The 13,787-nt window shown below is 35.3% G+C and carries 17 protein-coding genes and 2 other annotated features; of the genes, 15 read left to right on the top strand and 2 right to left on the bottom strand.

Annotation, left to right across the window (positions count from 1 at the left end; all coding sequences use genetic code 11):
* Positions 1–38 precede the first annotated feature (38 nt).
* The 4 genes from thpR to ACFPM4_RS06825 all read left to right on the top strand — a co-directional run bounded on the left by thpR (position 39) and on the right by ACFPM4_RS06825 (position 3,455).
* Positions 39–605 (top strand): RNA 2',3'-cyclic phosphodiesterase, encoded by a 567-nt coding sequence (gene thpR, locus ACFPM4_RS06840; protein WP_144921155.1) that lies wholly within the window; start codon positions 39–41, stop codon positions 603–605.
* A 3-nt stretch (positions 606–608) separates the two neighbouring features.
* Complete coding sequence (locus ACFPM4_RS06835; RefSeq protein ID WP_382349364.1) at positions 609–1,556, top strand: nuclease-related domain-containing protein; 948 nt, start codon at positions 609–611, stop codon at positions 1,554–1,556.
* On the top strand, positions 1,543–2,481 hold the full coding sequence (locus ACFPM4_RS06830; RefSeq protein ID WP_144921151.1) for a diacylglycerol/lipid kinase family protein: 939 nt from the start codon (positions 1,543–1,545) through the stop codon (positions 2,479–2,481). Before ACFPM4_RS06835 ends, ACFPM4_RS06830 begins: the two co-directional genes overlap by 14 nt.
* A 194-nt stretch (positions 2,482–2,675) precedes the next feature.
* Complete coding sequence (locus ACFPM4_RS06825) at positions 2,676–3,455, top strand: phosphotransferase family protein (protein ID WP_144921149.1); 780 nt, start codon at positions 2,676–2,678, stop codon at positions 3,453–3,455.
* Between the two features lie 33 nt (positions 3,456–3,488).
* On the opposite strand, the gene ACFPM4_RS06820 is transcribed toward ACFPM4_RS06825, so the two are convergent.
* Positions 3,489–3,767 (bottom strand): YtzH-like family protein, encoded by a 279-nt coding sequence (locus tag ACFPM4_RS06820; protein WP_382349359.1) that lies wholly within the window; start codon positions 3,765–3,767, stop codon positions 3,489–3,491.
* 105 nt (positions 3,768–3,872) lie between these two features.
* Between ACFPM4_RS06820 and trmB the strand changes: the two genes are divergently transcribed.
* Both trmB and ACFPM4_RS06810 read left to right on the top strand, forming a co-directional pair.
* Positions 3,873–4,526, top strand: a complete 654-nt coding sequence (gene trmB / locus ACFPM4_RS06815) for a tRNA (guanosine(46)-N7)-methyltransferase TrmB (protein WP_144921145.1) — start codon at positions 3,873–3,875, stop codon at positions 4,524–4,526.
* Positions 4,527–4,581: 55 nt separating this feature from the next.
* Complete coding sequence (locus tag ACFPM4_RS06810) at positions 4,582–5,430, top strand: YtnP family quorum-quenching lactonase (protein WP_144921143.1); 849 nt, start codon at positions 4,582–4,584, stop codon at positions 5,428–5,430.
* A gap of 115 nt (positions 5,431–5,545) precedes the next feature.
* Here the strand turns inward: ACFPM4_RS06810 and ACFPM4_RS06805 are convergent, their stop codons facing one another.
* Positions 5,546–5,866, bottom strand: coding sequence for a PepSY domain-containing protein (locus ACFPM4_RS06805; protein ID WP_318280922.1), 321 nt, complete (start codon positions 5,864–5,866; stop codon positions 5,546–5,548).
* Between the two features lie 161 nt (positions 5,867–6,027).
* On the opposite strand from ACFPM4_RS06805, the gene ACFPM4_RS06800 reads away from it, so the two are divergent.
* From ACFPM4_RS06800 to arsC, 9 genes are all read left to right on the top strand, one after another.
* Positions 6,028–7,098 carry a M42 family metallopeptidase gene (locus ACFPM4_RS06800; protein WP_382349354.1) on the top strand — a complete coding sequence of 357 codons (1,071 nt, stop codon included), beginning with the start codon at positions 6,028–6,030 and terminating at the stop codon, positions 7,096–7,098.
* A 76-nt stretch (positions 7,099–7,174) separates the two neighbouring features.
* Complete coding sequence (locus tag ACFPM4_RS06795; RefSeq protein WP_382349351.1) at positions 7,175–7,693, top strand: DUF84 family protein; 519 nt, start codon at positions 7,175–7,177, stop codon at positions 7,691–7,693.
* 130 nt (positions 7,694–7,823) lie between these two features.
* Entirely contained in the window at positions 7,824–8,360 is a 537-nt protein-coding gene (locus ACFPM4_RS06790) for a hypothetical protein (RefSeq protein WP_382349348.1), read from the top strand.
* Between the two features lie 81 nt (positions 8,361–8,441).
* Complete coding sequence (locus tag ACFPM4_RS06785) at positions 8,442–8,759, top strand: thioredoxin family protein (protein WP_144921133.1); 318 nt, start codon at positions 8,442–8,444, stop codon at positions 8,757–8,759.
* Between the two features lie 110 nt (positions 8,760–8,869).
* Entirely contained in the window at positions 8,870–9,685 is an 816-nt protein-coding gene (locus tag ACFPM4_RS06780; RefSeq protein ID WP_382349344.1) for a DUF1444 domain-containing protein, read from the top strand.
* Entirely contained in the window at positions 9,685–10,287 is a 603-nt protein-coding gene (ytpR, locus tag ACFPM4_RS06775) for a YtpR family tRNA-binding protein (protein WP_382349341.1), read from the top strand. Before ACFPM4_RS06780 ends, ytpR begins: the two co-directional genes overlap by 1 nt.
* A gap of 848 nt (positions 10,288–11,135) precedes the next feature.
* Positions 11,136–11,444: an ArsR/SmtB family transcription factor gene (locus ACFPM4_RS06770; protein WP_382349338.1), complete on the top strand. Its 309-nt coding sequence runs from the start codon at positions 11,136–11,138 to the stop codon at positions 11,442–11,444.
* A 12-nt stretch (positions 11,445–11,456) separates the two neighbouring features.
* On the top strand, positions 11,457–12,755 hold the full coding sequence (locus tag ACFPM4_RS06765; protein WP_382349335.1) for an arsenic transporter: 1,299 nt from the start codon (positions 11,457–11,459) through the stop codon (positions 12,753–12,755).
* A 14-nt stretch (positions 12,756–12,769) separates the two neighbouring features.
* On the top strand, positions 12,770–13,189 hold the full coding sequence (gene arsC, locus ACFPM4_RS06760; RefSeq protein WP_144921125.1) for an arsenate reductase (thioredoxin): 420 nt from the start codon (positions 12,770–12,772) through the stop codon (positions 13,187–13,189).
* 45 nt (positions 13,190–13,234) lie between these two features.
* Positions 13,235–13,480 (top strand) — a binding site (T-box leader).
* 39 nt (positions 13,481–13,519) lie between these two features.
* Positions 13,520–13,749 (top strand) — a binding site (T-box leader).
* Positions 13,750–13,787 lie beyond the last annotated feature (38 nt).

Raw genomic sequence — 13,787 nt, 5'->3', positions numbered from 1 at the left:
TTAACATTATATATGTATCGAGAAAGGAAAATACATCTATGACAAAAAGCCATTATTTTTATGCATTGTCATTATCAAATGAGGTAAAAAAATCATTATTAATGTTCTCGAATGAGATGAAAGAAAGGTTTCCTTTTAAAAAATGGGTACATCATGAGGATTACCATATCACATTAGCATTTTTAGGTCATATCAACAGTGAACAATTAACAAGCTTAAATCAAGACTTAGATTGGAAATTAAAGAATACATCAGAAATTAACCTCACTATTGAGCATACAGGAGTTTTTGGTAAAAGTGATGCACCAAGGATTCTGTGGGCAGGTATGGAGCAATCAGAACCGTTAATACAGTTACAAAAAATCATATATGAACATTGTGTTGAAAATGGATTGAAACTGGATAAACGTCCATATAATCCTCATATAACTCTTGCTAGAAAATGGGACAGTGACGATCCATTTAATCTTCAAGAGTTTAGGAGCTATAGTGAGCAGAAATTTCCTGTATTAAGTGATACTATTCAAGCTGTAACATTATTTCAAACCCATCTTGATAGGACACCTAAATACGAAATACGGAAGAGGTTCAAGTTGCAAATATGAAGGATGAGGAAGGATATTAAAGTGGCTCAGTTAATTAAATTACAAGATTATATATCACGATATGAAATGGATATATCCCGATATCCAGCACAATTTGTTAGGCTAAAGAAGCAACATTGGGAAAGCTTAGTGAAGGAATGGGAATCTCCAACAGTGTATCATCAAGCGGATGATACAAATGAAGAAAAACAAAAAGGAGGAATTCTATTTCGATTATTCCGTAAAAAGGAGAAAGATGAAGAGGTCGTTGTTGTGGAAGAGAACGATGAAACGATACAGTTAAATTCCCTTCACGAAATAGCTACAAAAGCAGAATTAAAACAAAAATTCCTTGATAACTTATTAAAATTTCAACTGAATTGGGCAAGTTCAACAATTGCCGAAAAATCATTTATCGACTCACAATACTACGAGGATAAAAAAATTCGCTACTTTTTACAACGTTTTCCTGATTCGTTTTTTGTATTGTATGAGCCAGTATTTTTACTTAAAAAGGCACCAGTGGAATTAGAAGTGCTACTTATTACACCGACAGAAATTTGGTGTCTTGCTTTCGTAGAGGAAGAGGAGAACGATTCTTTTATAGGATCAAAAGAACATTTTTGGCTCGTAAAATCCAACAATAGAGAAGAATTTAAAGTATTAAATCCAGTAATGTCAGCTAAGCGCATGGAGAAAATTGTTACACAACTATTTAAAATTGGAACAGTAGATCTCCCTATACGAAAAGCAATTGTTTCTAGAAATGGTTACATTGATTATCCAGATGCACCTGATGATCTTGAAATATTAGATAAACGGTCGTATGATCAATGGTTTCAGAGAATGAGAAGTTCTACAACACCGATAAAGATGATGCAATTACGAGCAGCAAAAACATTGTTAGACCAATGTCATACAATTTCCTTTACAAGACCAGATTGGAATCAAGAGAGTAATGTCGAATATTAATCGCAAATTATTTTTTATTATCAACCCGCTAGCCAAAAATGGACTTAGCTATAGAGTATGGAAGCAAATTAAAGGAAATTTAGCTAATTTACAATACAAAGCATATTTTACAGAAGCACGTGGAGATGCAACTAATATAGTGAAAAGAATTGCATCCACTGAGAAAAAAGAATTATTATTCATCGCTGTGGGTGGAGATGGAACGATACATGAAGTAATTAATGGCGCGATTTCATACCCACATGCAGTTGTTGGATATATACCGGCAGGATCTGGTAATGACTTTGCAAGAGGTTATCAAATCCCACTTAATCCGAAAAAAGCGACAGAAGTTATTTTGACGCTTCTCAATGAATCAGCTGAGAGTTTTGATGCGGGTTATTATGCGGGAAAACAGTCTGGTTATTTTATCAATAGTATTGGTGCTGGCTTTGATGCAGAGATCTCTAGAAAAGCGAATGGGTCAAAAATGAAGAAATGGTTAAATATTTTTTCATTAGGTAGTCTAATATATGTTTTTTACTTAATAATGGAGTTATTTCGTTATCAACCAACGACATTAAACCTCATAATAGATGGTAAGAAGGAAGTATTTTATCGAACCTGGTTCGTAACTGTCTCTAATCAACCTTTTTATGGTGGTGGAATGAAGATAGCACCTAAAGCTGATCCACAAGATGGAGAATTTAATATAGTGGTAGTTCACAATCTTTCTAGAATTAAACTTCTCTTTGTTTTTATTTCCGTTTTTTGGGGTACTCATATAAATTATAAAGAAGTAGATTTATATAAAGGAAAGAACATATCCATTAATTATTCATCCCCATTGCCAGCACATGCAGATGGTGAGAACATTGGCGAAACACCATTGTTCATAAAACTTTCCAAGCATAGATGGAGAGTGTTAACAAATAATAAAACTTAATGAAAAATGAACTTTTGTAAAAACAGCTTGACGAAAAAAGTCGATTAAGGATAAAATCTAATAATGGATAGCTATAGTATAATAATTTTTTGCAGTATTTGCTCCTTAATTTGTTTATTTTGGGGCTTATCTGTATCTTTTGAACTGATGATTCGGGGTAATATTCTCGTTGACATAAATGAAGGTGAATTTAGGTGGAACATTTATTAGGGCAGGATTGGGAGATAACCCCTGCTGGCGGTGCAACAGGTGAAGCTTTCTTTGCAAAAAAAGATAATGAAATGTTATTTTTGAAACGTAATTCTTCTCCATTCCTAGCTGTTTTGTCAGCTGAAGGTATTGTACCTAAACTAATTTGGACGAAGAGAATGGAAAATGGTGATGTAATTACCGCACAGCAATGTTTAATTGGTAGAGAGTTTAAACCTAGGGAAATGGCTCAAGAAAGAGCAGCTAAGCTACTTAGAAAAATTCATGAATCACGCCCGCTTTTGACTATGTTGATGAGATTAGGCAAAACTCCTTATGAACCAATTGAAATGGTAAAAGATATAGAATCCAAATTGGATGCTGATTTGTTACAATTGAATATTGTTAAAAAAGTGATTACATTTCTAAAAAAAGAAATTCCAAATATTAAATGTGACGAGTGGGCTGTTTGTCATGGTGATGTCAATCATAATAATTGGTTACTCTCTGACGATAATGAACTATATTTAATTGATTGGGACGGCGCAATGATAGCTGATCCTGCTCTTGACTTAGGTTTATTACTTCATTGGTATATTCCCAAAGAGGATTGGGATGTTTGGTTAAAACAATATGGTTTAAACTTAACAAAACATTTGGAACTACGAATGAAGTGGTATACATTGGCACAAACATTGCAATCCATACAATGGCTAAAAAGTAAAGACCGTATGGATGAAGTGGAATTTTGGATGGATTTTATTAGCGGAATGGAATTTAATTAAAACTTGGGAGAGTGCTTGTGCACCCCCCAATATTTATGAAAAACTATTAATTTGTCCTACCCACTGGGATAGTTCGTCCTGGTGGGTATTTATATGATTTTCTAAATCAGGGGAGTTTTTTCCGGATTGACAATAGTTATAAATATCTTCAAGAACAGGTTGCATTTCGCTAGGAACAGCACTATTCGTGAGGAGTGACTTAACCAACCTCCCTAGTTGTTCACATTCGGAAACAGAACCACAACAATCCTCAAGATGATTCACTAATATATCTTGTATTAAATTAACTTGATCTTGATGGTTTAATGACATAGTAAACTCCCTTTCATACGTTGATACAATCGAAGGTAGTTTACTCAGGAACTATCATCTTTATACGTTATTTAAATGTAAAATCTGGTAATGAGGTGTAATGAAATGCGTTTAAGACATAAACCATGGGCGAAGGAAAAAATTCAAAATTATCCTCAATATATAGTACCAAATCCTGAAAATTATAGAGGTAAATGGAATTTATTATTTGATAATAAAAATCCAATCCATATAGAAGTGGGTACAGGTAAAGGACAGTTTGTCACAGAGATGGCTCGTATGAACCCAGAAATAAATTATATTGGAATTGAACTGCAAGAAAGTGTCATTGTAACTGCCCTAGATCGATTAATCGAAGCAGAACTACCTAATGTAAAGCTTTTACACACGAATGGGGAAGACCTACGAGAATTTTTCGAAAAAGGTGATGTATCCCGTGTGTATTTGAACTTCTCTGATCCATGGCCTAAAAACCGTCATGAAAAACGTCGGTTAACATATGAATCATTTTTGAGAATTTATGAAGAAGTGTTAATTGACGAAGGGGAGATTCATTTTAAGACAGATAATCGCGGGCTATTTGAATATTCATTAATGAGTTTTTCAAAATACGGATTATTATTGAAATTTGTCAGTCTTGATTTACACAATAGTGATTTTGAAGGCAATATTATGACAGAATATGAAGAAAAGTTCTCAAGTATGGGGCACCCAATTTATCGCTGCGAAGTACAATATAAAAATAGATCTAACCACTGATTAATTTCAGTGGTTTTTTTGTTAAAATGAAGACAAAAAGAATCGAGGCGACGATATGGAGACATTAAAAATTGGAGAAATTACCTTGACTTGGCTTAATGGTGGTGTTACACATATGGACGGTGGTGCCATGTTTGGAGTTGTCCCAAAGCCGCTTTGGTCTCGTAAATATCCTGTAAATGAGAAAAATCAAATTGAACTACGCACAGATCCCATATACTTAAACGTGAATGGGAAACATGTATTAATTGAATCTGGAATAGGGAACGGTAAATTAACCGATAAACAAAAGCGGAATTTTGGTGTGACGGAAGAGTCTTCCATCAATACATCGTTAGCACGTCTCGGTCTTAAGCCTATAGATATTGATATCATTTGTATGACTCACCTCCATTTTGATCATGCATGTGGTTTAACTACACCTTCGAATAATGGTTATCAATCTGTTTTTCCTAATGCAATTATTTACACATCTGAAGTGGAATGGAATGAAATGCGTAATCCAAATATACGATCACGTAATACATATTGGGAAGAAAACTGGAAATGTATTGAGGAACAAATGGTAACGTTTAAAAATGAGTTAATCATTGAGGATACAATAAAAATGGTTCACACTGGTGGTCATAGTGCGGGGCATTCCTTGATTGTAATTGAAAGCGCTGGGGAAAGAGTAGTTCATATGGGGGATTTAATGCCAACACATGCACATCAAAATGTACTTTGGGTACTAGCATATGACGATTATCCAATGGACTCAATTCGTAACAAGCAGAAATGGGTAACGGAGACAATGCAAGCTCAGGATTGGTTCATTTTTTATCATGACGCTCACTATAGAGCCATAAAATGGGATGAAGAAGGAAGTATTATTGCTTCAGTAATGAGGGAAAGAATAGAGTAATTCCATTTAGATAAGAAGAAATGAAAGGCTATTGGAAATAATAACGCAACGGAAATACACTTAGTTTCCGTTGCGGATTAAACAAGCTTTATAGTTAAATTTATTGCTTTCACTCTCATATGGGATAAATATCAATGACGCTTCCTGTATATGCATCTGCAATAAATTCAAATTGTTGGCGTTCTCCATTTACTGTGCGCATGATTCCACCACGATAAACCTTTGTATGTAATGCATACTTGGAATAATTTTCAGGTTTCATTTGTAGCCAAGAACCATCAATACTACCTTCTTTCTTAAATGCACGCTTTACACTTGCCAACACCTTTTCACCTGGAATCGGCATTTGGTCTTGAATACTTTTACTTACAAGATAGCCACCAATAATACCTGTAGCTGTCCCAATAACAAATGTTTTCCAATTCAAGCAATACACCCCCGCAAATTTACATAATATCAGTATACAATAATTGTATACCAACTACGATAGTTTAATTATTACGAGTTACGAAGTAATATTAATGGCGTCTAAGTAGGGAATTCTGTAAAATATGAGTTAGTGTCATAAGATTTCGATATAATTCAGGAGGACAGATGATGAATAATGAAACAATGGAATTGTTTAAAACCCTTACCGAACTTCCTGGAACACCGGGAAATGAACATGCAGTAAGAAGATTTATGCGTGAACAATTAGCGAAATATGCGGATGAAATCGTGCAGGATCGCCTCGGTGGGATTTTTGGTATAAAACGTGGTAATGAAGATGGACCAACTGTTATGGTTGCAGGTCATATGGATGAAGTTGGCTTTATGGTGACAGATATTACAGATAACGGAATGATTCGTTTTCAAACCTTAGGTGGCTGGTGGAGTCAAGTACTGCTAGCACAACGAGTAGAAATTATTACAGATAACGGGAAAGTACCTGGTGTTATTGGGTCCATACCACCGCATTTATTAAGTGATAATCAACGGAAAAAACCAATGGATGTTAAAAACATGTTAATTGATATTGGTGCTGATGATCTTAGTGATGCAAAAAAAATTGGGATTAAGCCTGGGCAACAGATTGTACCTGTATGTCCTTTTACACCAATGGCAAATCCAAAAAAAATTATGGCAAAAGCTTGGGATAATCGATATGGGTGTGGATTATCCATTGAGTTATTAAAAGAACTACAAGGAAGCGATATACCAAATATCCTTTACTCTGGAGCCACAGTTCAAGAGGAAGTTGGTCTTAGAGGAGCAGCTACTGCGGCAAATATGATAAAACCAGATATTTTCTTTGCGTTGGATGCAAGTCCTGCAAATGATATGTCAGGAGATAAAAACGAATTTGGTCAACTTGGGAAAGGGGCACTCCTCCGAATATTTGATCGCTCGATGGTGACACATAAAGGAATGCGTGAATTTATCCTTGATACGGCAGAATCCAATCGTATTCCATATCAATACTTTGTGTCTCAAGGTGGTACAGACGCAGGGCGAGTACATGTATCGAATGAAGGAGTTCCAAGTGGAGTAATTGGAATTTGTTCACGTTACATACATACACATGCTTCTATTGTTCATGTGGATGATTACGCAGCAGCAAAAGAATTAATTGTGAAATTAGTAAAAGCTTGTGACAAAACAACTATAAATGAGATTATTCAAAAATAGTAGTGGAATGCTATAGAGGCGATGGATAATCTATCGTCTCTATTTCTATTGTTGGAATGGAAAGGAGCAGTTCCTAGTGAATATTGCAATTGGGTCCAAAAACAAAGCGAAAATTAATGCTGCTAAACTTGCACTAGATAGTGCTGAACTCATTCATACATTGTTTCCAATTGATGCACCATCAAGTGTGAGTGATATGCCTTTTTCGGATGAAGAAACGATGAGAGGGGCTGTAAATCGAGCAGAATATTGTCTACTGCAAGCCGATGTAGAAATGGCATTTGGTTTAGAAGGTGGAGTGACGGAAACCCCCTATGGACTCTATTTAATTAATTATGGCGCGCTGGCTGAAAAAGGAAAGGAAACTATTTTATCTGGTGGTGCAAGAATTAAATTACCAGAGATTATTGCTTCCAAGCTCAGAAATGGACAAGTTTTAGGAAATGTAATGGAAGAGTATTGCAAACGTGAAAATATTAGATCAAAGGAAGGGGCTATTGGTATTTTCACAAATGGACTAATTGACAGGACGGAGATGTTTACTCATATATGTAAACTGTTAATTGGTCAGAGACAGTATTCACAAGATAACTAATCAATTATTTGTGATTTGTAATTCTTCCATTATTATGATTAGTATAGAAAAAATAATGATAAGGGTTGTAATATTATTTTTTTCAGTAGTATGATAGTACTATATGCCCTGTAGTAAAGGAGGAATGAATGTGAAAAAAGTCACCCTAAGCTTGATTCTCCTCATGATTGTTCCAATTCTTGTAGCTTGTGGTACAACGATAGAAGAACAAAAAGAAAAAGCTATAGAAAATGTGGAACAAGCTTTTAAAGCAAAGCCTAAAGAAGCAAATAAAGAAGTTCAATCGATTTCTTTTCATCTCCCTTCAGATAGTAAAATAGAAAAGGAAACAGCAAATAATATCTTTCTAGAACATGGGGAAGAGCCGATTATCCTTTTTTATAATCAATTTGAAGAAGCAACAAGTAAAGCATTATATAATGGACTAATTGCTGCTCCTGACAAAGTTCTTGGTGAGAAATCTTTTGAAGACGATAATCGATTTGGATTTATTATTATAAATAATTCTAATGAGGAAGATGAATATATTGTTACAGTTGGGATTGGTGGGGTGAAAGCCTCTACTAAATCTGCTTTAAAGAATGTAGCAGAAGATGCCAAATTATTAATGGAGATTGTAGCCTCAACTTCTTTTATCGAAAATGAAGATGAATCTACAGATAATTAAAAATTGTTGTTGTACTTATTTCTCCTTTTGCTATGATAAGTATGATAAAAAGTAGAAGCTTAAAATACAGGAGGAATCATAATGGAAAAGTTACAGTCTGTCGAGCAGTTTCAAGAATTAAAGAAAGAAGAAAGAACAATTTTTATGTTTTCTGCTGATTGGTGTGGAGATTGCAGATTCATTGAGCCATTCTTACCAAGAATAGAAGCAGACTATCCGGAATATAATTTTATCCTTGTAGATCGTGATGAGTTCATCGATTTATGCAGCGAATTAGATATTTTTGGGATACCGAGTTTCATCGCTTACCACAATGGGGAAGAAGCAGGTCGTTTTGTAAGTAAAGATCGTAAAACGCAAGAAGAAATTGAAGAATTTATTAATGGCTTAGCAAATTAATATGTTTCGAAACCTCTGCCGAGTTGGTAGAGGTTTTATTTTTTTGTGGATTAATGATGAATCGTGTAAAATGGAATGTATGTAATTGTGCCCAAGGAGGGGTGAATAAAATGAATGAAAGTAAATTACGAAGAGAACTAGAGAAACGTCTAGCAAAACCAGGACGTACTTTTACATATGACCGCGACAAAGAAAGTTTGCGGATTGAAAATGAAGAAACAGGGAAAGGGACTGTCGTTGCGCTTTCCGGAATTGTAGCAAAATGGCATGAACAAAAAGAAAAAGCTATAGACGAAGTAGTGTATTATGTTGAAAATGCACTTAATGTTATGGGTAAGGAACATACTATTTCAGGAAGCGAGAAAAAAATATTACCTGTTATTAGATCCACTTCATTTCCAACGAGTTCAGAGGATGATGTAAAGTTTATGACCGATGAACATACGGCAGAAACAAGAATATACTATGCTCTTGATCTTGGTAATACATATCGTCTAATAGATGATAACTTAATTGAAAAAGAAGGATTAGATCCAACAAATATACGAGAAATTGCACGTTTTAATGTGAGATCTTTATCTACAAAAATGAAAAAAGATACAGTTGCCGGAAATGATTTTTACTTTTTAAATACAAATGATGGATATGATGCTAGCCGTATTCTAAATGAGAAGTTTCTGGAAGAAAAAGCTGAAACAATAAAAGGGGAAATGGCTGTTGCTGTTCCGCATCAAGATGTTCTAATTATAGCTGACATTCGTAATGGTACAGGTTATGATGTTCTAGCGCAAATGACAATGAGCTTTTTTACTTCGGGACATGTGCCAATTACGGCTCTATCTTTCATTTATGAAAATGGAAAGCTTGAACCTATTTTTATTTTGGGAAAAAATCGCACAAGAGAAACAGGAAAGGAAGATAAATAATGAACGTATTTTATAATCGAAATGGTATCGGAGATGTAATTTTAATTAGTATAAATGAAGTTGAAAATAAAACTTTTGAACGAAAAGGCGATGTAGCTCGTATTTTTGATGCAAAAACAAATAAAACAGGTGGATTCAATATCTTTAATGCATCAAACTATGTGCAACTAGATGCAAATGGGGTAGTAGAATTAAACGATGATATTGTGTCTAAACTGAATAAAGCTCTTGAACAAAATGGCATTGATGAGAAAATAGAAGCTGATTTTTCACCTAAATTTGTAGTCGGCTATGTTAAGCAAAAAGAGAAGCACCCGAATGCAGACAAATTAAGTGTGTGTACAGTCGATGTAGGAACAGAAGAGTTACAAATTGTATGTGGTGCTCCTAATGTCGAAGCAGGACAAAAAGTAGTAGTAGCGAAAGTGGGAGCAGTAATGCCAAGCGGATTAGTGATAAAGGATGCCGAACTACGTGGTGTCCCATCTAGCGGTATGATTTGCGCAGCGAGAGAACTAGAACTACCAAATGCCCCACAAGAGAAAGGTATTTTAGTTTTAGAAGACGAACAATATAAAGTCGGAGAAGAATTCAAATTCTAACAACGATAAACTAACTAATAAGTTCATAAACTGAAACCAGTAAAGAAAACTTCTGCGTTTTCTCTACTGGTTTTGATTTTCGCTCCTGTACACTCGCTTTCCGCGGGCACGGCCTCAGCTAACTTGGCAAAGAAAACCGCTTTGCCAAGTGGATCTTCGGCTCGTGCTGTTCCCGCAGGAGTCTCGTGTACATCCGCTACAATCAACTAAGTTGATAACAACAATGAACTTTAACAGAGCCTTTATATAAAAAGTAACAATGAATATTAATGTAAAATCGTTCATTTTTAATTGTATGTTTTTCCCACTTACAACTTTATGATAATGCACGATTTTTTGTTTGTATATTAATATTTATTTTTTTAAACTGTAACACTATGTTGATTGTAGGGGAAGGAATGTCGAGTTCGCTAGCCGCTAGGAGCCTGAGCTAGACAGGCGCAAAAAGCGCCGAGGAGGCTTCTGAACCTTGTCTAGCTGCAGGCGATATCGGCTCGAAGTAAATAACCTGAGATATGAAAGCAAAGAACGCCTTTCTTTTTCTCAGAACTTTTGCTTGTCGCGGGCCCGCACGGGGCGGGTCAGGGAGGCGTTGCGACGTACACGGATGTACTAATGCAGGCGAAGCGACAGGACGTCGCTGTTTGAGCTTGCCAACAGGATGTTGCGAAATTAGCCTTCCTTCAAGTCCCAAGCGCCTTTTGCTTTTCGAAGCCCGCGGAAAGCGAGCTCCTGCAGCGGAAATCAACCAACTGTCAGAGTAGTGAGGTAAAAAATAAGTATATAAATTACTATGTAAATATGTTACTATACATAAGTGTTTTCTTATGTAATTAGGTGGTGATTAAGTGCAAATAAAAGAAATGGATTCATTATTAAAAGCTATCAGTGATGAAACAAGACTTAAAATAATCTCCTATTTAGTTCGAGATTCCTTTTGTGCTTGTGAATTAATGGAGTTTCTAGGCATGAGTCAGCCTGCTGTTAGTCAGCATATGAAAAAATTACGGGATGCAGGAATAACGAGTGAAGAAAAAAGAGGGCGATGGGTTTATTATTCTTTAAATAAGCAATGTGAAATGTATCCTGTCATTTTACATATTGTAAATCTTATGCCTTCAGTAGATATATCATCAGATCGTTGTATATGCAACTAGGAAAAGGGGAAAATGATGTCCGTTTTTTTGGCAATTACGATTTTTATCGTTACACTCATTTTTGTTATTTGGCAGCCTAAGGGCTTATCAATAGGTTGGTCAGCATGTGGTGGTGCACTACTAGCATTACTTTTTAATGTAGTTACATTTAGTGATGTAATGGATGTAACTAGTATCGTTTGGAATGCAACACTTACATTTGTAGCATTAATCATTATTAGTTTGATTTTAGATGAAATTGGATTTTTTGAATGGGCTGCATTGCATATGGCAAGAATATCAGCAGGCAGTGGTGTAAAAATGTTTTTGCTAGTCATCATTTTAGGTGCTCTAGTGGCCGGTTTATTTGCTAATGATGGCGCTGCGCTTATTTTAACACCGATTGTACTTGCTATGGTCCGTACACTTCATTTTAAAGAAAAAATGATTCTACCATTTATCATGGCGTCGGGATTTATTGCGGATACAACTTCGCTACCACTTGTTGTGAGTAATCTCGTTAATATAGTTTCGGCTGATTTTTTTGGAATTGGATTTGCTGAGTATGCTTTTCGCATGATAGTTCCTAATATTTTTAGTTTATTAGCAAGTATTACTGTTTTATATTTATTTTTCCGCAAGAGTATTCCAAAAGAATATGATATAAGTCAATTGAAAACACCAAATGACGCAATAAGAGATAAAAAGATGTTTCGTATATCTTGGTTTGTCCTAACCATTTTACTTATAGGTTATTTCACGAGTGAATTTTTCCGTGTGCCAGTTTCAGTTATTGCTGGAATAATTGCCATCATATTTCTAATAGCAGCACATAATAGACCTGCGATAAATACAAAGTCCGTCATAAAAGGAGCTCCATGGTCAATCGTCTTCTTTTCAATCGGAATGTATGTAGTTGTTTATGGACTTAGAAATGTTGGCTTAACAAATGTACTTACAGATATTATTCAGTATACTGCTGATCAAGGCTTATTTGTTGCAACGATTAGTATGGGGTTTATTGCTGCTATATTATCATCTATCATGAATAATTTACCGACAGTAATGATAGATGCGCTAGCAATCTATGATACTAATACTATTGGAATTACAAGAGAAGCACTTATATATGCAAATATAATTGGCTCTGATTTAGGTCCTAAAATTACTCCTATCGGTTCATTAGCTACCTTATTGTGGTTGCATGTTCTGAAAACAAAAGGAGTTCATATCTCGTGGGGTTATTATTTTAAAGTCGGTATTATCTTAACGATTCCTACCCTATTTGTAACGTTAGTCGGATTATATGTATGGCTATTAATCATTCAATAAGAGGAGATTTATCTATGGATAAGAAAATAATATACTTTTTATGTACTGGAAATTCATGCAGAAGTCAGATGGCAGAAGGTTTTGGAAAGAAATATCTTGGGGATAGATTTGAAGTATATTCTGCAGGAATTGAATCACATGGACTAAATCCAAACGCTGTGAAAGCAATGGCAGAAGTTGAAGTGGATATTTCTTTTCAAACTTCAGATATCATTGACAAATCATTATTAGAAAAGGCAGATTATATTGTCACACTCTGTGGAGATGCAAATGATAAATGTCCAACAACACCTCCAGAAAAAACAAGATGGCATTGGGGCTTTGACGATCCTGCAAAAGCAGTAGGGTCAGAGGAAGAAAAATGGAAAGTTTTTCAACGGGTACGTGATCAAATCGAAACAAGAATAAAAGAATTTTCTGAAACAGGGAAATAAATTATTGACTTTTGAATTAACTATCATTATTATAAAGCTAATATAACTTCGGCAATGACGAAGAGTAGTACCTTAGCTGAAACTTGTAGAGAGCTGATGGTTGGTGAAAATCAGTGTGGATGCTAAGCGAATGGACTTCCGAGCCCCCAAACCGAACCGATTTAACGAATGTAGTAGGCTTTGGCGAACAGTCTCATCGTTATAAGAGACAATATTATCTTACAGGTAATAGGAAAGTGAGCTAAAGTATTTAGCTAATAAAGGTGGCACCACGGGTCTCTCGTCCTTTTTATGGATAGAGGCCCTTTTTGTGTATAAAAAAAATATTTTAATAAATCGATGATTAAGAGTAGTACATGGAGTATGTTCATTTCAGAGAGCCGGGTTAGCTGGGAACCGGTATGAACATTCCGTGGAATGGACTTATGAGAGGCAGCCTGAATTAACAGTATGGTTGCACGGCATCCACCGTTAATGGAAAGGTATGAAATTTACCTGTTGAGCGGGAGCAATTATGCTCCAATTGAGGTGGCACCACGGTCAGTCCAATCGTCCTCTATATACAATGACTAATTGTGTATAGAGGACTTTTTTATTT

This window comes from Lederbergia graminis, from assembly GCF_042655485.1.
Lineage (GTDB): Bacteria > Bacillota > Bacilli > Bacillales > Bacillaceae_C > Lederbergia > Lederbergia graminis.
Note: the sequence above shows the minus strand (reverse complement) of the source record. Positions and strands in the feature narration are given on the sequence as shown.